Source organism: Amycolatopsis alkalitolerans, from assembly GCF_006152065.1.
GTDB lineage: Bacteria > Actinomycetota > Actinomycetes > Mycobacteriales > Pseudonocardiaceae > Amycolatopsis_E > Amycolatopsis_E alkalitolerans.
Window position 1 is genome coordinate 300,291 of the sequence record NZ_VDFW01000002.1, and the last position, 19,527, is coordinate 319,817.

A 19,527-nucleotide genomic window follows, 5' to 3' on the forward strand; every position below is an offset into this window, starting at 1 on the left:
GGTGTCGCCGCGCTCCCGCTACTCCGGGCGCGCCAGGTTCGCGCGCGCCCACGTGGCGGTTCGGCGAGTGATCTTCTCGACCACTCCCGGCATGAGGCGCTGCATCAACCACTGCAGCCTGGCCGAGCTTGGCGCGATGATCACCGCTCGGTTGCGCTCCACCGCCCGCAGCACGTCGAGCGCGAACCGGTCGGCCGGGTACGGCCGTCCCACCCGGGTGACCAGTTCGCGTGATCCGCCGGCCAGCATCCCGGACGCCAGCGGCGGCAGATCCGGCGGGTTGCCTTTGTCCAGGATGGGCGTCTCGATCACGCCCGGGCAGATCACGCTGACCCGCACGCCCCGCGCCGCTGCCTCCCCGCGCAGGCTCAGGCGGCCACCGCGGTGCCGGCGAACCCCGCGAGCTGCCCGGTGACGCGCGCGAGCCGTGCGCTGTCATTGTCGGCGAGGATCACCGTGTGACCACGCCGGCACAACTCGCTCGACAACGCCTGACCGATTCCCGAGGCCGCACCCGTTACCAGTGCCACCTGCCCCGTTTGACTGACCATAGGCGCCAAGGTAAACCCGGCCGGGGTTCCCGAGATCTACAGCGGTAGCCACTCGGCAGATTCGGTCACCGCGTCAAGGGCTCCGGGGAGCGGTCGCACCCCGAGACCCGGCCCGCCGGGCACGGCGAGGGTTCCGTCGTCCAGGACGAACGGCTCGGTGATGTCGGTGCGGTAGTACCGGTCGGACGCCGACGTATCGCCGGGCAGGGTGCAGCCGGGCAGCGCGGCGAGCGCGAGATTCGCCGCCCGGCCGAGTCCCGTTTCCAGCATCCCGCCGCACCAGGCCGGCACGCCGTGCGCGAGGCACACGTCGTGGACGCGGCGTGCCTCCAGGTAACCGCCGACCCGGCCGGGCTTGATGTTCACCACCTCGCAGGCGCCCAGTGTGATCGCGGCGGCGGCGGACCGCGCCGACGTGATCGATTCGTCGAGGCAGATCGGCGTCCGCACGAGTTTCGCCAGTTCGGCGTGCCCGAGCACGTCTTCCTCCGGCAGCGGCTGTTCGAGCAGCAGCAGGTCGAACGGGTCGAGCCGGGCCAGCAGCCGCGCGTCCGCCGGCGTGTAGGCGGTGTTCGCGTCCACCTGCAGCAGGATGTCGCCGAAGCGCTCACGGACCGCGCGCACGGGTTCGACGTCCCAGCCCGGTTCGATCTTGAGCTTGATCCTTCGGTAGCCCTCGCCGAGGTACGAGCCGACCGCGTCCAGCAGCGCGCCGATCGAGTCCATGATGCCGACCGAAACCCCGCACGGCACCCGGTCCCTTGTCGCGCCGAGTTCACGCGCCAGCGGCACCCCGCGCGAGCGCAGTTCGGCGTCGAGCACCGCCATCTCCAGCGCCGCCTTCGCCATCCGGTGCCCCTGGAACGGTGCGAGCGCGGGTGCGACCGCGTGCGCGTCCAAGCGTTCCGCGGCCGCGACCGCGGGGATGAGGAAGCGGCGCAGCACGTCGGCGGCGCCGTCGACGTACTCCGCGGAGTAGCGCGGTTCGGCCAGCGCGGCACATTCGCCCCAGCCTTCACCGTCGGCGGTGACCACGCGCAGCAGCAGGGCCGGCCGCGTGGTCTGCGTCCCGAACGAGGTGCGGAACGGGGACACCAGCGGCAGCGCCACCCGTCGCAGCTCGATCCCGGTCAGGTTCACTGTTTCTCCTCCGTCTGGGCAGCCGCCCGATTGTCACCGCGGCCGTCCCGGTCGCACTTCCTCGAATCGGAGGAACGAGGGGCCGATCGCTCGTGCGAACCGACGATGCGGTGGCCGCTTCCGCGCGCTTAGCAGCTCCGAAACACCGACAGCCAGGAGGAGCAGTGACCGGAGCGAACGAGCTGACCGACCGGCTGCGAGCGCTGACCGCGAAGCACGGGGTACCCGCCGCGCAGGCCGCGGTGCTCGCGGGCGGCGAGGTGACCGACGCCGCCGTGGGCACGCTCAGCCTCGCGACCGGCGTCGAGGCGACCACGGACTCGGTGTTCCAGGTCGGCTCGATCACCAAGGTGTGGACGGCCACGCTCGTCCTGCAACTGGTGGACGAGGGCCTCGTCGAGCTCGACTCCCCGGTCTCGGAATACCTCGACGGGTTCGGTCTGGCAGGCGGGACGATCACCGTCCGGCAGCTGCTCAACCACACCGCCGGCTTCGAGGGCGACCTGTTCCACGACACCGGCAGCGGTGAGGACGCGGTCGCGAAGTTCCTCGACACGATCAGCGAGGCGCCCCAGCTGTTCGACCCCGGGGAGCGGTTCTCCTACTGCAATGCCGGATACGTCGTCCTCGGCCGGCTTGCGGAAGTCCTGCGCGGCAAGCCCTTCGCGCAGGTGCTGCGGGAACGGCTGGCGCAGCCGCTCGGCCTGACCCACCTGGCCACCTCGGCGGGTGAGGCGATCCTGTTCCGTGTCGCGGTCGGCCATCTCGACCTGCCCGGTGCGCCGGGCCTGGTCCCGGCGCCCGTGTGGTCCCTGCCGCCTGCCATCGCCCCGGCGGGCTCGAGACCGCCGACCGGTTGCCGACATCATTCACGCCGCCGACCTGGTCGCCGAAGACCTCTACCCACCTTCCGGCGCGGTCGTGCGTTCCGGCTGGCAGTACACCGCGAGCGCGGTGCGCGCTCGTGGTCGGCTGGGACAACGTGATCATCGGACTCCGGCAGGACATCAGCGTGGAGATCTTCAACTCCGGCGTGATCACCGACGAGACGCTACCTGCTCGTCCACCCGGTCACCGACAACACCATCGTGACACGGTTTGCGTGCCCGGCGACTCCCTGCCCGCGCCGCGTGGGAGGGGAGGGGTGACCCCGAAGGCCGCCGATGGCGACACCGTCAGGCCCTGTGGCGGCACCACGATTGCGTATAGCCGTCAGTTACTTCCAAGCGTCAGGTTCACCGTCTGGTGCGCCTCAGACGCTGACACCACCCGGGTCCCTCGATGCGATACCGTCACCGAATACGACGCTAAACCATCTGGAACGTCCGGCACGTCGAACGGCATCGTGCACGATGTCATCACGTTCGCTGCGGAAATCCCGACCAGAGGTGCGGACATCGTCTGATACGTCGGCTGCCCATCGAGGAGTTGGCCGGTTGCGATCGTCTGTCCTCGTGCGTCTTGGACGATTACGGCGGTTCCTGGGGTCATATCGCTATAGCCACGGACGCCACGGCATCCGGATCCGGCCGCCTCGTACGACGGGTCGGGGTAGCTCAGGGACATGGTGATGGACCCATGCATTGTGAACGCGCTGGGTGCTGCGGGGCCGTTCGGGCTGGAATTGCCGGTGACGGAGACGGCCACCGCCACGGCCGCACCTGCGACCGCAACCGCAACCGCAACGATCCACGGCCACCGCTTGCGCCTGTTGACCGGATCTTGGCTAGGCGGCAGCGCGGCCGGAGTACTCATGACAAGTGTTTCCCTCAAGATCGGGTGCCCCCGTGGACGCACTCGCCACCATCTTCGGCTCGATCTTGAGCCTCGTTACCGGCCTCGGCAAAGACAGGCCGAGAGACCCTATGCTCTGTGGCCAAACGGCCCACGCTTGCGCAACCACGCGACGCGACAGGCAAGCCGGGACTACCCGTCGTCGCGGGCTTCGCGCAGCCGCAGCGCGGGCGAGTTCTCCAGATGCAGCATCTCGACGGCGAGGCTGTTGATCTCGCACCCGTTCGCGATGGAATGCTGAATGCCGTTGTACATCAGGTCCCAGATGCGCCGATCCGGGTGCAGTTCGGTCCTGGTGCGGTCGATGCCCCGGCCGTCCTCGTCCACGATCCGCACGTACAGGACGGCCCCGGCGCCGTAGCCTTCGATCTTGGTCAGGCGGTAGATCTTGAGGAACGTTCCCCGGTCTCGGCGCCGCTGGTACCACTTCGGCCGCCGCTTCCACTGCACCCAATCAGCACCCGCTGAAATCGTCTGACGAGCCAGAGGGTCCGACATCAGATAGGCGCCAACGATGATGATAAGCCAGATCTGCCAAGATAAGAACCAGTCAAATTCGTGGTATTGGAGGAAAACCACGATTGTGATGCCCACGATGAGGATCGCGAGCGCCCAAAAATAGCCTCGGACTCCTTCTTTCGCTCCGTATTGTCGCCATGCGAGCGCTGGCCCCATTCCGTCGGGTGGGTTAGCCTGGCGTGGCGGCGCACCCGTCATAGGCTTTCTTTCTTGACCTCCGGGTAGATCAGGCCCCGTGTAGTGGGGAGCCTCGGGAGGGAAAGGTTCTCCGGTTTGGGAGTTGGGCTCCGGCGGCAGCTCCGCGAATGACTCGTTTGACAAGCGGTCCGGCTCGCGCCGGTGTTTGCCGCCACCGGTCGAGTTGTTCATTTCGCGCTCACCGCGTTTGAGAAGCCTTGCACGATGTCGGTTGCGAACTTGGCGCCACCGAATCCACCCAGGACGCCTAGGATCAAAGTCCCACCTGGACCGAATGCGGAACCCGCGACCGCCCCGGTGAGCGCGCCACCGAGCGCGCCACCTGCGATGGCCGCGCCAGTATCAGCCGCAGCCCTGCCCCACGACTGCTCGCCCTTCCAAGCTCCGAATGCTTCGCTGCCGGCCGTCAGAATTGAACCGACGTACGGCAATGATCGTGCGATGCGCGCCGCACCAGCAGGCAATTTCACATCAGATGAGTGCTCAGTCAGGTTCTCGGAAGCTGAGCGGCCAGGATAAGCCGTGAGCTGCTTCCGAACATCTTCCGGCACCGTCTTGACCCATTGCTCGAATTGTTGAGCGCGGGTTTCGAGTTTCCCGCCGTCGTCCGCCATCTTGGCGGAGCGCTCAAGCAGAGCTTTCGCCCAGTCGGGGTCGTCGACCTGCTTCCCGAGGGCGAAATTCCGATAGAATTCGGCCTGGGTCTTGAGCCGATCCGCCTGGCTCTGGGCAAGGCGCCGGGTGTTTTCCATCGTGCCCACGAAGCCGCGCGCCTGGGATGCGGTGGTGAACGCGATCTTGGTCATGTCGTTCTGCACCGCTTTGGCGGCCGCGCCCACAGCCTGCTCCAACGCGTTGTGCGCGTTGGCCTCCATCGTGCGGGCGTCGGTGACGATCGCTTTCGCCTCGTTGTGGACCGCGACCTTTGCGTTGTAGTCCGCGATGACCTGGTTGTGTTGGGCGATGGCCTGCTGGTTCTGGTCCATGATCCGCTGCGCCTGGGCGGTGCCGCACGGGCCGGTGGGCAGGATCGGCGCCGGTCCTGGCGGGGTGGGGGAGACGATGAACGGCCCGTCCACCTCCAGCCCGCCCTCCTTCGCCCCTGCCAGCGCGTTGCCCACGCGCGCGAGGATGGCTTCCAGCGAGTCGGCGAAGTCGTTCAAGGCCCACTGCACCTTGAACGCCCGATCCGACAGCGCGTCGATCTCCGGACGCACCCCGTTGACCTGATCGGCGAACGCATCGTGCGCCGGACCGTGCCAGGTCGCATCCGCCGTCGTCAGCGCGCTTCGGAACTCAGTTCCCGCCTGATACGCCGCGTCGTAGAGCTGCCCGAGGACCGTGGCGGTCTCCCGGCAGGTGCCCGCCGAGCCGTTCACGGTGGTGTTCAACGCCTGCCCCGTCATCGCGTCCCCTCGCTCACAGCGGGCCGTTGTAGTTCTGCATGATCTCGTCGTAAGGCGCCATGCCCTTCTGCGTCTCGCGCATCGTGGCCCCGGCCTCGTTATTCTCGAACGCCCCGTACGCGCCGTTCGCGGTGTTGACGTCCGCCCCGGTCTGCTCCGCGACCGACGCCGCGCCCACGGCCGCGCCAATCAGGTCCGAGATCGCCTGGGCCACCACATCGGAGGATGCACCTGCGTCCGGTGCGGTGATCTGCGTATCGGCCGCCCCGGTGAGGTGGTCGCAGGCGGTGGTCAGGTGGCCCGCCACCTGCGTGAGCCCGTTCGGGTCGTAGCTGTATCCGCCATCCGGCATGTCGGTCCCCTCAGTCGCGCTTCTCGCTCGTCACGCCATCCCGCCAGTCCCGCACCGGGGCAGTGTGCCGGGACTCCGCAGCCAGGATCGGATTGAACAGCACACCGTCCGCCCCTGAGCGCGCTACAGCCTCCCCGACCAGATTGGAGGGAATGGCCACCCACGCCTGGTGCGGGCCGCACCAGGCCACCAGCTCCTCCTCCGAGGTGTAGGCGAGCACCATCAACCGGCCGCGCTTGTCCGGCTGGAGTTCCAATTGGACAAGATCGGTCCAGGAGCGCATCGGGCGGGACGCGACATACAGCAACTGACGCTCCACCGGCTCCCAAGGTTCCAGATCCGGCACCTCGGCCACCTCCGGCTCCGGGTAACGGTGACCCTCCGGCGGCGCCACGTCCAACCCCACCAGGGTCACGCCCAGTTCGGCGCACACCTCGGCCAGCACCTCGCGTGACATCGGCACCCACGGCTGACCGGCCCCACACGCCCCCACCAGGCTCTGGATGGCGGAGAACGCGAGCACCGCCCGCTCGCCGCGCGCGGTCCGCCACACCTCAACCCCACCGCCGCGCCCATCATCAGCCGGCAGCACCAACATGAACAGGCCGTCCGGCAGCCGCTCGGACAGGTCATCGACCAGCACCAACCCGGCCGCCGAAGTAGCCACCGGCCGCTGACTCATCGAACCCCGCCCCGACTACTCGGCTCACTCTCCCGAATGCTGACTGTAGCGTCATCCGAGGCTTAACACACTACGTTCGGCGAAAACCCGCAGCTCAGGGACCAGGAACCTTGGTAAACCACGAGGTTGCGAGGATCGGGTTTAGAGTGTCGAAAACCACCCCTTGCTGAGGGAACGAGTTCTGCGTCCTGGCCCCAAGACAGCTGGCGGGATGGCCACCTGTGGCTACGGGGGCGAACGCGCGCGCGACGGGGTCAGGCGGGCAGCAGTTGGGTGGTGAGGGCGTCGGCGACCCAGTGTTCCCAGCGTTCGGGACTCCAGCCGCGGCGTGCGGTGAGGAACTGGTAGGTCTCGGGGGTTTGCAGCGCGAGGGCGATGTCTACGGCCGTGGTGGTATCCATGCCGGCGCGCAGCGTGGTCTTGCCGGCCAACGCTTCGATCAGGTGGTTCTGAACCGTGGCCCGCTGGGCGTTGTTGGTCTCCCAGAGTTCGGCGATCTCCGGGTCGGCGCTCGCGGCTCCACGCATGACAGCGAGCACGGGCGCGACACGTTCGTAGATTTCGCGGGCGGCGCGGGCTTGGAGCCGGAGTTGCTCGACAGGTTCGGCGGCGAGCGCACGGGCGACCCAAGGACGTTCAAGAGTCGGGACGGGATCGTCATCTCCGGCCACCGCGGTATCGAGGATCTCGGTGAGCAGCGCGCGTTTGGTGCCGAAGGTGAAATACAGCGTCTGCACCGCTACTCCCGCGCGCCGGGCGATGGCCTGCATCGAAGAGGCCACATACCCCTGCTCGACGAACAGGTCCAGGGCGGCCCGGCGCATCCGCACACGGGTGGCTCGCGCCTTCTGCGCCCGGATCCCGGTACCGACCGTCGCCATGCGGTCCAGGCTAACACTTGACTAGAGTTCTCCACTAGTGCATTACTAGAGTGAAACTCTAGTCAAAGTGGAGGGTGCCGTCGTGACGCAGCGATTCGGGCGGGTCTGGGCGCCGTTGCTGTTGCTGACCAGCGTCGAGCTGATGGTGTTCCTGGACACCACGGTGGTGAACGTGGCGCTGCCCTCGATCGGCCACGGTCTCGGGCTGGGCGAGTCCGGCCTGGCCTGGGTGGTCGGTGCCTATCAGTTGACTTTCGGTGGTTTCCAGCTGGTCGGGGGGAGAGCGGCCGATCTGCTCGGTCGGCGCCGGCTCTTCCTGGCCGGCGTGCTGGTGTTCACCGCGGCGTCGCTGGCGGCGGGGTTGGCGCCGAGTGCGGCGGTGTTGCTGGCGGCCCGCGCGGCCCAGGGGGTCGGGGCGGCGCTGGTGGTGCCAGCGGAGATCTCGCTGCTAGCGGTCACCTTTCCGGACTCGCGAGACTATGCGCGGGCGTTCGGCGTGTGGTCGGCGATGGGCGCGGCCGGGGCCGCCGCGGGTACGGCCTTGGGTGGCATTCTCACCCAGGGGCTGGGGTGGCCGTCGATCTTTCTGATCAACCTGCCGATCGGTGCTGCGGCCGTGGCGTTGACTCGGCGGCTGCTCCCGGCCGACGCGGCGGGCGTGGGCGGGCGGCACCCATGGCGGCGGCTGGACCTGCCAGGCGCGGCGTTGGGGACCGGCGGTCTCGTCCTGGTCGTGTATGCGATCACCGCGTCCGCCGGCCGCGGCCTGGATGTGGCCACGATGACCACGTGCGCGCTGGGGCTCCTGCTGCTGGCAGGGTTCAGCTGGCACGAGACGCATGCGGTCCGACCGCTGATGCCGCTGCGGCTGTACCGGGTCCGCAACGTCACCGGCTCCACGCTGGTGAACTTCCTCGTCGGGGCCGCCCATGTGCCGGCGTTCGTGCTGTTGGCGCTGTATCTGCAGCATGTGGCTGGGTACAGCCCGATGACCTCCGGTTTCGCCGTGCTGCCTGTCGCCGTGGTCAACATGGCCGTCGCCCGCACCGTGCTGCCCGCCGCGCTGGCACGTTTTGGCGCCCGCGTTGTCCTCACCGGCGGGATGGTCCTGCTGGCGATCGGGCTGGGTGGGCTGGCCCGTGTGCCGGTACACGGCTCGTATCTGCTCGACGTGCTCCCGGCCGGCCTCGTGTTCGGGGTGGGGCTGCCAGCTGCGTTCGCCGGGGTCACGATCCCCGCCGTCACGTCCGTGGCCGAGGTCGATACCGGCATCACTGCCGGCATCGTGCAGACCGCGCAACGCGTCGGCGCGGCCCTCGGCGCGACCGCCGCCACAGCGCTGGCCGCCGCCTGGACCGCAGGCCACACCGGCCCGCCCCTGCAAACGTATACCGGCGGACTCCGCGTCGCGTTCGCCGCCGCCGCGGGCACAGCCGCGCTCGGTGCTGTCCTCGCCGCGACCATCATTCGTTCGCCTGGCACGCCACGCGTTGAACACGACAATCACGACGCCTCGTTCGATGAGCAAGCACCGTCACGGCAGGAGCGGTGACCCGGTCACGGGTCGAGCACGCCGCTGCGGGAGATCGTGTTCCGCTGCACGCCTTTTCGATGGGGCCAGGTCTTGACAGGTATCTTGTCCTTATCGTCAAATAGTCGTCGTCGATGTAAAACCGAGCCGGGAGGGCCGGATGCAGCTACGTCGTGCCGCGGTGCTGGGTGGGGGGCCTGGCGGGCTCTACGCCGCGCGCCTGCTCAAGCTGGCCTATCCCGCCTGCGACGTCGTCGTTCACGAGCAGGGGGACCCGGACACGACGTTCGGCTTCGGCGTCGGGCTCGCCGCGGGGACGCAGCGCAAGCTCGCCGCCGCGGATCCTGACACGCTGCGGGATCTCGTCGCGGCGGGGCGCCGGCACGACATGACGATGCGGGTCGGCGGGCGCGTCGCCCGGGTGCGCAACGACCGCCTCATCGGCATCGCTCGCACGGAGCTGCTCGCCGTGTTGCGGCAGCACGCGGAGAAAGCCGGGGTGCGGCTGGAGTTCGGCGCGCGCCGGACCGCCGACGAGTTGGACGCCGACATCGTGCTCGCCGCGGACGGGGTGAGCAGCGCGACGCGGGAGTCCGGGCCGTTCGGCGGCCGGATCGAGAGCGGCCGCGGCCTGTATCTGTGGTGTGGCACCGATTTCGCGCTGACCGACGCCGTGTTCGCGCCGGTGCGCACCGAGCACGGCGTCTTCGTCACGCACGCCTACCCGTATTCGGGCGGGCGCAGCACCTTCCTGATCGAGACCGACGAGGACACCTGGCGTCGTGCCGGTTTCGACTCCTCGACCGAGGCTACGCCGGTCGACGCGTCCGACGAGAAGTCGTTGCGGTACCTGGAAAACGTCTTCGCCGAGCAGCTGCGGGGCCGCCGGTTGATCGGCAACCGCACGCGCTGGCTGCGGTTCCGGACCGTGCGGTGCGACACCTGGTCGGCAGGGCGCACGGTGCTACTCGGGGACGCCGCGCACACCGCGCACTTCTCGATCGGCTCCGGCACCAAGCTGGCGATGGAGGACGCGATCGGCCTCGTCGAGGCGCTACGGGAGGAACCGGATCGCGCCGCCGCTTTCGCGCGCTACGAGACCGTCCGCCGCCCCGCCGTCGAGCGCCTGCAGGAACTCGCACGCCGCAGCCGGCTGTGGTGGGAGTCGTTCCCGTCGCGCCTGCACCTGCCGGTCGAGCGGCTGATGGTCGCCTACATGTCCCGCGCGGGCAACGTGCCGCTCGACCGGTTCGCCGCCACCAGCCCCGATGTCGTCGGAGCCGCGCTCGAGCAGTTCGCCGGCGGCCCCGGTCCCGCCGACCCGGCCGCCGTCACCGACTGGGTCCTGCGGCACGGGACCGGCCGCGGCGGCGGGAACCTCGTCACCATCGATGAGGCGCCGACCGACCCGTGGGACGGGACGGGGGACGCCGTGGTGGCGCGGGCGCGGCGCGCGTTCGACGACGGAGCCGAAGGGTTCCTGTTCACCGGGCCGCCGGGCCGGTCGGCCCTGCTGACACGGCTGGACCTCGCCGAACGGGTCCGCACCGAGGTCGGCGGCCCTGTCGTGGTGGAGGGGCCGGCCGCGCTTCGTGACGACCTCGCCGCCGGGCTGGTCAGCGGCCGTACCGACCTGGTGACGCTCGTCAACGACCCGGCCGGAAACCCTGGAAGGAACTCATGACCTCGCACCGGATCGGGCTCGTCGTGCCCAGCTCGAACGTGACCGTCGAGACCGAGATCCCGGCGCTGCTCGCGCGCCACGCCGAGGCCACGTTTTCGTTCCACTCCAGCCGGATGCGCATGCACCAGGTCTCGGCCGAAGAGCTGCGCGCGATGAACGCGCAGCGGGAGCGCTGTGTGGACGAGCTGGCCGACGCCGGCGTGGACGCGCTGCTCTACGCGTGCCTTGTCGCGTTGATGGCGCAGGGGCCCGGCGAGCACCGGCGCACCGAGGCCGCGGTGGCGCGGCAGCTGGCCGGGCGGAAGACGGCGGTCCTGTCGAGCGCGGGCGCGCTGGTCGAGGGTCTTACTGCTCTCGGTGCGCGGCGCATCGCACTCGTCACCCCGTACCTGCGCCCGCTGGCGAAGCAGGTCGTCGGCTACCTCGAGGCCGAAGGGTTCGAGGTGCTGGGCTGGGCGGCTCTCGAGGTCGGGGACAACGCCGAGGTCGGTTGCATTCCCGGTGACCGGGTCATGGCGGCCGCTCGCGGGCTGAACCTCGACGGGGCCGACGCGCTGGTGATCTCCGCGTGCGTGCAGATGCCCTCGCTCGACCTCGTCGCGCCCGCTGAAGCGGAGTTCGGGCTGCCCGTGCTGTCGGCGGCGACCGCCGGCGCCTATGCGCTGCTCCGCAGTCTCGGCCTGCCGCCGCGGCTTCCCGGTGCCGGGCGATTGCTCGCCGCACCTTTACCATCGCAGCTATGAGCGGCAAGAAGGCGGCGCGTGACACCGAGGCCAAGCCCGCGCGGATGAGCACGGCGCGGCGCGAGCTGGTGGAGAACGAGCTGTACGAGCACGCCACCCGGCTGTTCGCCGAACGCGGTTTCGCCGGCACGAGCCTGCAGGACATCGCCGACGCGCTCGGCATCACGCGGCCGGCGCTCTACTACTACGTCAAAAGCAAGGACGAGCTGCTGGCCAAGCTGGTCACGGAGGTGACCAACGGGCCGCTGGACGAGCTTCGCGCACTGGTCGCGCGCAAGGAGCTGGACGCGGTCGCGAAGCTGCGCGGGGTCGTCGAGGTGATCGTGGCACGCCGCACGAACCAGCCCGCCCGCTTCCGGTTGCTGATCCGCTCCGAGGCCGAACTGCCTGAGGAGCTGACCGCGGCCTACGACGACAGCCGCCGCGCGGTGCTCAAGACCATCGCCGGTGTGATCGAGGAAGGCGTGCGAGCGGGCCAGTTCCGGCCGGTGGACTCCCGCGTCGCGGCGCTGGGCGTGCTCGGCATGTGCAACTGGGTCGCGTGGTGGTTCCATCCCGGCGGGCGCGACACCGCCGAAGCCGTCATCGAGCAGCTCGCTGACATGGCCGTCGGCGCATTGCAGCGCCCGGACGGCCACGTTCTCGACGGGGGCGGGCCCACCGCGGCGCTGAAGATGCTGCGCCAGGACCTCGACCACCTGGAGCGCATCCTCGACATTTGAGCACATTCGTCAAACTGTTGACTCAAACGTTGAATCGGGCGTACGGTCGAAGTGTCCGCACGACCCGACGTCGAGGAGGCAGGAAATGACCGAGCTGGAGCACCGGGTGCGGGGCGTCGACCATGTCGCGTTCCCGACCTTCGACCCGGCCGCCACGGTCCGCTTCTACCGGGACGTGCTGGGTTTCCCGGTCGTGCACTCGATCTGCGCGGCGGGCTGGGGGCCGGAGGACCATCCGGACTTCATCCACTTCTTCTTCGATATCGGCAACGAAGACCGGATCGCGTTCTTCTACTACTTCGGCACGAGCGCGGAGATCGGTGGCGCGCCCGGCGCGAAGGGCGATGCCTACGCGCGTTTCGGGCCGGAGGTCCCGGAGTTCTTCGTCCGGTCGCGCCATCTGGCGATCCATGTCGAGGACGAGGCGGACCTGCTGGAGTACCGGCGCCGGCTCGACGCCAGTGACTGGCCGGTCGAGATGCAGATCCAGCACGAGACCATCGAGTCGATCTACACCCACGACCCGAACGGCTATATGTTCGAGATCACCCGCGCGATGCGGCCGGTGACCCCGCAGGAGGATCTCGACGCGAACCTCACGATCGACGCGCTGCTCGACGTGGTCGCCGGAGCGGAGCCGACCTTCGGCAAGCTCCTGGCGCGTAAGGCAGAACTGATCGTGGAGCGCGCGGCCGAATGGGAGCCGGCGCGATGACCGTGCTCTACGTTCTCGACGTCCCGGAGAACACCGCGGTCGCGAAGGTCGCCGCGGCGGATCCGGCGGTGACCGTCGGGAAGATCGGCCCGTACTTCGAGATCAGCGCGGCCGGCCCGATCGTGGTCGACCGGCGCGCGACCGGCTGCCGGCACGCCGTGTGGTACTCCGCGGTCGGCGGGGTCGCCCGCGACAGCCGGATCACCCAGCACGACAAGGACGCGCTGCGAGTGGAGCCGGCGTGACCGCGAGCGCCGCCCGCCTCGGCGCCGGCCGCTACCTCGCCGCCGGAGAACGTCCCGCGCAGGCTGCGGCGTCCGTGCACGAACTGACCACTTCGGACGGTGCCACGGTCCGCGGCGTGCTGTCGATGGCCCCGGGTGCCCGGACGGTCGTGTGCCTGATGCACCCGCGCCAGGACGTGACCCACCATCCGCTCGTCCCGCCGCTGCTGTGGGCCGGGGCGGCGGTGTGGACGCAGCACACGCGCTCGGTCAACAACGACCTGACGCTGGTGCACGAGCAGGCACTGCTGGACGTCGCCGCGGGCCTGGACTTCCTGCGGGAGCGTGGTTTCGACTCGATTGTCCTTCTTGGACACTCCGGTGGTGGCACACTCTACGCGTTCTACCTCGAGCAGGCCGGGCTCGCCCCGGCCGAGCGGGTCGCGACGACTCCCGGCGGTCGCCCGGTGCGGCTCGCGGAGGCGTCGATGCCGGGTGCGGACGGTGTGGTCTTCCTCGCCCCGCATCCCGGTCAGGGCAAGCTGCTGCTCGCCTGCATCGACCCGTCCGTCGCCGACGAGTCCGACCCGTTGTCGGTCGTACCCGAGCTGGATCCGTTCGACCCCGCCAACGGTTTCGCGGAGCCGCCGGGAAGTTCTTCCTACGGCGAAGAGTTCCTCCGGCGCTACCGGGCGGCGCAGCGCGACCGCGTCAGCCGCATCGACGCAGTGGCGCGCGAGTACCTCGGGCGGGCCGCGGAAGCCCGCGCCGCGTTCAAGGCTTCCGGTCACGCTTCGGACCGGCGGCGCTCGCTCGCGCCCCGGATCATCACGGTGTTCCGCACCGACGCCGATCCGCGCACCGTGGACCTTTCGCTGGACCCGAGTGAGCGGCCGTCCGGTTCGCTGTTCGGCAGGCGGCCCGATCTGATCAACTACGGGCTGACCGGGTTCGGGCGGCTCACCACCCCCGAGGCGTGGTTGTCGACCTGGTCGGGGCTCAGCTCCAACGCCGACTTCGAGCGCTGCGCCCCGGGGGTCACGGTGCCGGGCCTGTTCGTCGAACTGACCGGCGACCAGGCCGCCTTCCCCGCCGATTCGCGCCGCATGATCGAGGCTCTCGGAACGCGGGACCTCACCACGGCGAGAGTGCGCGGGCTGCATTTCGGCGCGCCCATCGCCGAAGGCGAGCCCTCGGGCAACGACCTCGCGGCGGCGGAGATCGCCGGCTGGCTGGCTGAGCGCTACGAACTGGCGCCGCCCGGCTGACGGCGCCGGAGTGTGGCGGCCGGGTTCGTCCCGTACTGGGTGCGGTAATGCCGTGCGAAACGTCCGTAGTTCGTGAAACCCCACCGGTGCGCCACGGCTTCGATGGTGGTGTGCGAGTGGTCGCCGCGTAGCAGGTCTTCGTGCGCGCGGCGCAGCCGCACCGAACGCAGGTGGGCCGCCGGGGTCGTGCCCAGTTCGGTCCGGAACACCTCCTGCAGCGTGCGGACGCTCACCGCGGCCGCCTTCGCCAGGTCCGGAATGGACGGTACGGCCTGGGCTTCCGCCGCGGCCAGCGCACGCCGCAGGATCCGGCTTTTCGCCGGGGACGGCACCGCCGTGTCGCGTCCCACCGCGCTGAGCACGCTGCCCAGCGCGAACCCCGAGAGGTGATCTGCCACGGGCCCGCTGGTCAGCGCGCCGCTCGGCCGCTGCATTTCCGCGGTGAGCAGGTGCATCACCCAGGCCAGCGCCCGCGCGCCGTCGTCGCGCAGGTCCACCGGGAGCGGCCCGGCGGACTCGTGCAGGACGTGCTCCGCCTCCAGCGGATGGTGCGCGGACACCACGGCGTTGTCGATGCGGAGTGTGGTCAGCCGGGTGTCCGGACCCCATTCCTCATACCGGAGGAAGGGACCGGGCGGCAAGAAGACCAGCGCGCCCGGGGACACCCGGAGCGTCTCGCGGCCGGCGCAGCTGATCGTGACCCCGCCCCGCACCGGGCGGAGCACCACGCAGCAGGTCCGTGGCGACGGGGCTTCCAGCCGGATGTCACCGCTGATCCGGACCGCGCCGACATCGGCGTGCGGCAGGCGCGTGGTCGCCAGCCGGAGTTCGAGCCGTGCCGCTCGTCCCATCATGGTGAGCGAGTTGGGTGCGTAGGCCGCCTCCAGGATCGAACTGGCCTCGCCGGGATCGGTGATCGCGTGGCCCGGTCCTCGCGCGTCGAGGTGACCCATTTCACTACAGTGTAGGATTGTCTACCGTTCTGTCAACCCGTTCAGGCGAGTACCACCCGCAGGCTCGCCGGCCGCCGCATCATCGGCGCGCGGACCTTCTCCCAGCGGTAGGACTCCGCCAAGCGCAGCGAGGGATACACGCCGAGCAACGCGTCGATGGCGCACACGCTCTCCAGCCGGGCCAGCGGTGCGCCGATACACGTGTGGATACCGCGTCCGAAGGCCAGATGCGCCGAGGCGGCGTCGCGATCCAGCCGGAACTCCGCGGCGTCCGCACCCCAGGTCCGCTCGTCCCGGTTGGCCGACTGCAGGCTCACGAGCACCTTCGTCTCGGCGGGGATGACGGTGCCGCCGACGGAGTCGGCCCGGTTGGTGGTGCGCAGCACGAACTGCAGGGGGGTGTCGTGCCGGAGGCTTTCCTCCACGGCGTTCGGCACCTTGCTCCGGTCCCGCGCCAGCGCCTGCCATTGATCCGTGGCGAGCAAGGAGTGGACCGTGTTCAGGATCAGGCTTCGGGTGGTGGCGGTCGCCGCGAGAACCAGTTGCATGAGGTGCGTGACGGCCTCCACCTCGCTGAGTTCCGCCTCGCCGTCCTGCGGATGCAGCAACCCGTCGATGGCGTCCCGCCGGGCCGGAGGCTCGGCGCGGCGTCGCTTCACCACCTCGGTGAGGGCCGCGATCATCTTCCCCATCTCCGGAAGGTCGATCAGCGGCTCGGGCATCCGCTCGGTGATCACGTCCGTACAGTTCTGCAGGTCCTGCCACACCGGTTCGGGCAGCCCCAGGAACGCGAACACCACCGACGACGGGATCGAGCGCGCGTACGACTCGTACAGGTCCACCTCACCGGTGGGCGGTAACCCGGCCAGCGCCTTCGCCACAATGCGTTCCACCTCGGGCCGCAGCGCCCGCAACCGGGCCGGGGCGAACCAGCGCAGCAACCGGCGGCGCAGTTCGGTGTGCTCTGGCGGGTCGATCATCGTGATCAGTTGGGCGGGCAGTTCCAGTTCACCGTCGATCGCGAAGTTGCCGCGGTTCGAGTAGGTCTCGGGATGACCCAGCACGTGCTGGACGTCGTCGTCGGTGACGACGCAGGCCAGGCCGGGGCGCGGGAACGACACCGGGCATCGCGCCCTGGCGGCGCCCAGCGGCCCGTCGGGATCGTCGAGGTGCGCGGGGTCGAGCGGGTTGAACGGCGCGTGCTGGTCAGACATGACTGGTCTCCTCTGCTCGATCGTCGAGAGCGCGGCGGAGCCGCCGCAGGGGGATGGGGTGGTTGATCGCGGCGGTCGCCCCCGTCCAGGCCACGACCGCGGCGGCGCTGTCGAGGTCGCCGTCGATGACGCGGAGGCCGCCGCGCACGGGCAGCGCACCGAGGACCCGCACCGAAAGCCCGAACACCTCCGTCCAGAAGTAGCCGGGCGCGGGCGCCGGGGCGGGCATACCCAGGAGCGTGCGGGCCGCTCGCCGCCCGTCCGCGATCGCGGCCGACCAGTACGGGGTGCGGCTGGTCGACATGCGGACGTCCCCGGCCGCCACGACGTGCTCACCAACGCGTCCCGACCGGTCCGAGAGGACACTTCCGTTGGTATGCAAGGGAATTCCGGAACCGCGCAACCATTCGGCGGCGGGCTCGTCGCCGACGGCCTCGATGAGGAGATCGGCGGGGAGACGCCGTCCCGAACGCAGCCGGAACCCCCGCGCGGCGTCCTGATCTTCGGCGATACCGCCCGGTTCCAGAACGAATGTCGCCCCCGCCTCGGCGAGTCGGCGGGAGACCAGCGCCGAAATCTCCTGTCCCAGCAGGCGCCGCAGCGGCGGCTCCCGGTCGATCACGGTCACGGCCGCCCCGTGCCGCACCGCCGCGGTGGCGAGTTCGAGGCCCAGAAAACCCGCGCCCACCACGACGACCTGGATGTCCGGGCGCAGCGCCGACGCGAGCGCGGTGGCGTCCTCGATCGTGCGGACCGTGAGCGCGCCGAACGCCGGTGGCAGGATGCGGCGTGGACGGCATCCGGTGGCGACGACCAGCCCGGCGTAGCGCAACGACGCGGTCGCGCCCGTGGTGTCGCGAAAGGTCACGGTGCGGCGCCGAAGGTCCACCGCGGTCGCGGTAGTCCCAGGCCGGAACTCCACGCCCGCAGGCAGATCCGGGAGCGAGACCGCTCGCGCGTCGCCCGCGAGGAACTGTTTGGACAGGGCGGGACGGCTGTACGGCGGATGCGGCTCGGCCCCGAGCAGCACGACGCGCCCTTCGTGCCCGAGCGCGACCAGTTCTTCGACGGCGCTCGTCCCGGCGGCTGACGCGCCGACCACCACGATCGGGCTCATGAGCCGGATCGCGGTTCGAGACGCAGCGCCGCCACCGGGCATACGCGCACGGCCGCCCGCACGCCGGGCAATTCGTCGCCGGTCACCACGTCCTCGGTGATCGCCACGAGGTCGTCGTCCATGCGCAGGTGGCCGGGGGCCTCCTCGACGCACAGGCCGTGACCTTCGCAGCGCGCGAAATCCGCGGTCACCGTCCACATCCGGTCACCCATGGGGCCTCCTTGCCCGTCGTTCGGCGAACAAGGCTACGAACTCGCGGCGCCCGGGGGCGGACCGTTCGCGCAGAGTTCCGGACGGATCGCGCACCGGCCCGCTTCGGGTCTCCGGTCCGTCCGGGCTAACGTGGCTTACGACCAGTCGAGAAGGGTGAGGTTCGTCGTGACGGGTGGTGCCTCGCGCCGGCAGTTGGTGGAGAACGAGCTGCTCGACCGTGCCGCGGCGCTGTTCGCCGAGCGGGGTTTCGAGGGCACGACGCTCAAGGACATCGCCGAAGCCATCGGCATCACCCGCCCGTCCCTTTACCACTACATCAAGAGCAAGGACGATCTGCTCGGCATGCTCGTGGCTGGCTTGACCGAGACCGCGGCCGCCGAGCTGGCCGAGATGGAAGCGAGTGACCTGAGCTGGTCGGAGCGGCTGTCCCGGGCCGTGCGGTCGGTGACCCTGCGGATCTGCGCGCATCCGTCCCGGTTCCGGTTGCTCGATCGCAGTGAGCACATCCTGCCCGAGTCCTTCCAGCGCAGGCATCAGGCGGGGAAGCGGGAGATCCTCACCCATCTGAGTGCGATCATCGACGGTGGCGTCAAAAGCGGTGAGTTCTGGCCGACGGACGTGCGCGTCGCGGCGTTTTCGATCCTGGGCTCCTGTAACTGGGTGGCCTGGTGGTTCCGTCCCGACGCCCGTGGCGCGGACCCGCAGGCAGTGGCGGACCAGTTGGCCGTGATGGCGCTGCGCTCGGTGGCGCGCACCGATCGGGCGTCCTCTCCGGCCGGGCCGAGGGCCGCGCTCGCGGCCATTCGCGCCGACCTCGAGTACGTCGAGCGGCATCTGCCGGCCGAAGACAGCTCTTCCTGATCCGCACGCCCTGATTCACGCGACCCGGCCGGGTCGCGCCTTTCGTGCTGCGCCTTGACAGCCGGAGCAGGCGTTATCTACAGTCCCGACTCAACAGTTGATTAAACGACTCAAGAGTCGGAGGCGCGATGGACAAGGTTGTCCCGCTCGGCGAGATGGCAGCCGCCGTCGAGCCGCACTCCCTGGTCTCCTTCGGGGGCGGGGGAATGCTGCGCAAGCCGATGGCGGCCGTCGCGGCGCTCGCGCTGCGGCGGACACCGGTGCGGCTGGCGGTTTTCCTCGGTGGTCCCGATGTAGACCTGATGCTGGGCGCGGGCGCGGTCGAGCAGCTGCAGTTCGCCTACGTCGGTTTCGACGCGCTTGGCCTGTCGCCGAACTTTCGCCGGGCACGGGAGTCCGAGGGGCTGCCGGTCGTCGAGTGGACCGAAGCCATGTTCATCGCCGGGGTCGAGGCCGCGACCCGGCGGGTTCCGTTCATGCCGACGGTGAGCGGTCCCGGGGTGGACGTGATGGACGTGCCGGGAACCCCGTTCCGGCGGTTCGCCTGCCCGCTCACCGGCGAAGAGCTGACGGCCGTTCCGGCGATCAGGCCGGACGTGCTTTTCCTGCACGCAGGCGAAGCCGACCGCGAAGGCAACGTCCGCATCACCGGTGACGGTTTCCTCGATCCTCAGCTCGCGCGAGCGGCATCCACGGTCTTCGTGACCGCCGACCGGGTCGTCGACCAGCTCGGCGAAACCATCACCGAGCACGAGACGA

The 19,527-nt window shown here is 69.9% G+C and carries 22 protein-coding genes and 1 pseudogene; 11 read left to right on the top strand and 12 right to left on the bottom strand.

Translation table 11 applies throughout. The annotated features are described in order from the left end of the window. Positions 1-18: 18 nt before the first annotated feature. Genes FG385_RS03510 through menC form a run of 3 tightly spaced genes read right to left on the bottom strand, consistent with a single transcriptional unit; the run spans position 19 to position 1,691 of the window. Entirely contained in the window at positions 19-339 is a 321-nt protein-coding gene (locus FG385_RS03510; protein WP_139095109.1) for an SDR family oxidoreductase, read from the bottom strand. Positions 340-368: 29 nt separating this feature from the next. Then, complete coding sequence (locus FG385_RS03515) at positions 369-551, bottom strand: SDR family NAD(P)-dependent oxidoreductase (RefSeq protein WP_139095110.1); 183 nt, start codon at positions 549-551, stop codon at positions 369-371. 36 nt (positions 552-587) lie between these two features. Further along, the gene (menC, locus tag FG385_RS03520) at positions 588-1,691 is read right to left on the bottom strand and encodes an o-succinylbenzoate synthase (protein ID WP_139095111.1); all 1,104 of its coding nucleotides are present in this window, start codon (positions 1,689-1,691) and stop codon (positions 588-590) included. A gap of 164 nt (positions 1,692-1,855) precedes the next feature. Between menC and FG385_RS03525 the strand changes: the two genes are divergently transcribed. After that, the gene (locus FG385_RS03525; protein WP_139095112.1) at positions 1,856-2,677 is read left to right on the top strand and encodes a serine hydrolase domain-containing protein; all 822 of its coding nucleotides are present in this window, start codon (positions 1,856-1,858) and stop codon (positions 2,675-2,677) included. Beyond that, positions 2,656-3,096: a hypothetical protein gene (locus tag FG385_RS03530; protein WP_139095113.1), complete on the top strand. Its 441-nt coding sequence runs from the start codon at positions 2,656-2,658 to the stop codon at positions 3,094-3,096. Before FG385_RS03525 ends, FG385_RS03530 begins: the two co-directional genes overlap by 22 nt. Before the next feature lie 521 nt (positions 3,097-3,617). Here FG385_RS03530 and FG385_RS03535 read toward each other — a convergent pair. The 5 genes from FG385_RS03535 to FG385_RS03555 form a co-directional block, all read right to left on the bottom strand. Then, positions 3,618-3,935: a hypothetical protein gene (locus FG385_RS03535; protein ID WP_139095114.1), complete on the bottom strand. Its 318-nt coding sequence runs from the start codon at positions 3,933-3,935 to the stop codon at positions 3,618-3,620. A 434-nt stretch (positions 3,936-4,369) separates the two neighbouring features. Further along, positions 4,370-5,608 carry a hypothetical protein gene (locus FG385_RS03540; protein ID WP_139095115.1) on the bottom strand — a complete coding sequence of 413 codons (1,239 nt, stop codon included), beginning with the start codon at positions 5,606-5,608 and terminating at the stop codon, positions 4,370-4,372. Between the two features lie 13 nt (positions 5,609-5,621). Beyond that, on the bottom strand, positions 5,622-5,960 hold the full coding sequence (locus FG385_RS03545; RefSeq protein ID WP_139095116.1) for a hypothetical protein: 339 nt from the start codon (positions 5,958-5,960) through the stop codon (positions 5,622-5,624). A gap of 10 nt (positions 5,961-5,970) precedes the next feature. After that, positions 5,971-6,642 carry an SAV_915 family protein gene (locus FG385_RS03550; RefSeq protein ID WP_139095117.1) on the bottom strand — a complete coding sequence of 224 codons (672 nt, stop codon included), beginning with the start codon at positions 6,640-6,642 and terminating at the stop codon, positions 5,971-5,973. A 254-nt stretch (positions 6,643-6,896) separates the two neighbouring features. Then, positions 6,897-7,523, bottom strand: coding sequence for a TetR/AcrR family transcriptional regulator (locus FG385_RS03555; RefSeq protein WP_200834276.1), 627 nt, complete (start codon positions 7,521-7,523; stop codon positions 6,897-6,899). A gap of 82 nt (positions 7,524-7,605) precedes the next feature. Between FG385_RS03555 and FG385_RS03560 the strand changes: the two genes are divergently transcribed. The 7 genes from FG385_RS03560 to FG385_RS03590 all read left to right on the top strand — a co-directional run bounded on the left by FG385_RS03560 (position 7,606) and on the right by FG385_RS03590 (position 14,410). After that, a complete protein-coding gene (locus tag FG385_RS03560; protein WP_235022365.1) occupies positions 7,606-9,075 on the top strand; it encodes an MFS transporter in 1,470 nt (489 codons plus the stop codon). A gap of 139 nt (positions 9,076-9,214) precedes the next feature. Next, positions 9,215-10,738 (top strand): FAD-dependent monooxygenase, encoded by a 1,524-nt coding sequence (locus FG385_RS03565; protein ID WP_139095118.1) that lies wholly within the window; start codon positions 9,215-9,217, stop codon positions 10,736-10,738. Next, the gene (locus tag FG385_RS03570; RefSeq protein WP_139095119.1) at positions 10,735-11,481 is read left to right on the top strand and encodes a maleate cis-trans isomerase family protein; all 747 of its coding nucleotides are present in this window, start codon (positions 10,735-10,737) and stop codon (positions 11,479-11,481) included. The genes FG385_RS03565 and FG385_RS03570 overlap by 4 nt, the downstream gene beginning before the upstream one ends. Beyond that, on the top strand, positions 11,478-12,203 hold the full coding sequence (locus tag FG385_RS03575; RefSeq protein ID WP_139095120.1) for a TetR/AcrR family transcriptional regulator: 726 nt from the start codon (positions 11,478-11,480) through the stop codon (positions 12,201-12,203). The genes FG385_RS03570 and FG385_RS03575 overlap by 4 nt, the downstream gene beginning before the upstream one ends. Before the next feature lie 85 nt (positions 12,204-12,288). After that, positions 12,289-12,918, top strand: coding sequence for a VOC family protein (locus FG385_RS03580; protein ID WP_139095121.1), 630 nt, complete (start codon positions 12,289-12,291; stop codon positions 12,916-12,918). Then, the gene (locus tag FG385_RS03585) at positions 12,915-13,163 is read left to right on the top strand and encodes a hypothetical protein (protein ID WP_139095122.1); all 249 of its coding nucleotides are present in this window, start codon (positions 12,915-12,917) and stop codon (positions 13,161-13,163) included. The genes FG385_RS03580 and FG385_RS03585 overlap by 4 nt, the downstream gene beginning before the upstream one ends. Continuing rightward, a complete protein-coding gene (locus tag FG385_RS03590) occupies positions 13,160-14,410 on the top strand; it encodes an alpha/beta fold hydrolase (protein ID WP_139095123.1) in 1,251 nt (416 codons plus the stop codon). Before FG385_RS03585 ends, FG385_RS03590 begins: the two co-directional genes overlap by 4 nt. Here FG385_RS03590 and FG385_RS03595 read toward each other — a convergent pair. From FG385_RS03595 to FG385_RS03610, 4 genes are read right to left on the bottom strand one after another with little or no spacing between them, the layout of a single operon-like run. Beyond that, entirely contained in the window at positions 14,386-15,363 is a 978-nt protein-coding gene (locus FG385_RS03595; RefSeq protein ID WP_139095124.1) for an AraC family transcriptional regulator, read from the bottom strand. The two genes, FG385_RS03590 and FG385_RS03595, sit on opposite strands and share 25 nt — an antisense overlap. Positions 15,364-15,404: 41 nt before the next feature. Next, positions 15,405-16,577 carry a cytochrome P450 gene (locus FG385_RS03600; protein ID WP_139095125.1) on the bottom strand — a complete coding sequence of 391 codons (1,173 nt, stop codon included), beginning with the start codon at positions 16,575-16,577 and terminating at the stop codon, positions 15,405-15,407. Further along, positions 16,570-17,694, bottom strand: coding sequence for an NAD(P)/FAD-dependent oxidoreductase (locus tag FG385_RS03605; protein WP_160148717.1), 1,125 nt, complete (start codon positions 17,692-17,694; stop codon positions 16,570-16,572). Before FG385_RS03605 ends, FG385_RS03600 begins: the two co-directional genes overlap by 8 nt. Next, positions 17,691-17,906, bottom strand: a complete 216-nt coding sequence (locus FG385_RS03610; protein WP_235022366.1) for a ferredoxin — start codon at positions 17,904-17,906, stop codon at positions 17,691-17,693. Before FG385_RS03610 ends, FG385_RS03605 begins: the two co-directional genes overlap by 4 nt. A gap of 166 nt (positions 17,907-18,072) precedes the next feature. On the opposite strand from FG385_RS03610, the gene FG385_RS03615 reads away from it, so the two are divergent. After that, positions 18,073-18,768 (top strand): TetR/AcrR family transcriptional regulator, encoded by a 696-nt coding sequence (locus FG385_RS03615; protein ID WP_160148718.1) that lies wholly within the window; start codon positions 18,073-18,075, stop codon positions 18,766-18,768. 206 nt (positions 18,769-18,974) lie between these two features. Then, positions 18,975-19,463 (top strand): annotated as a pseudogene (locus FG385_RS35550) (CoA-transferase); the annotation flags it as partial. Positions 19,464-19,527 lie beyond the last annotated feature (64 nt).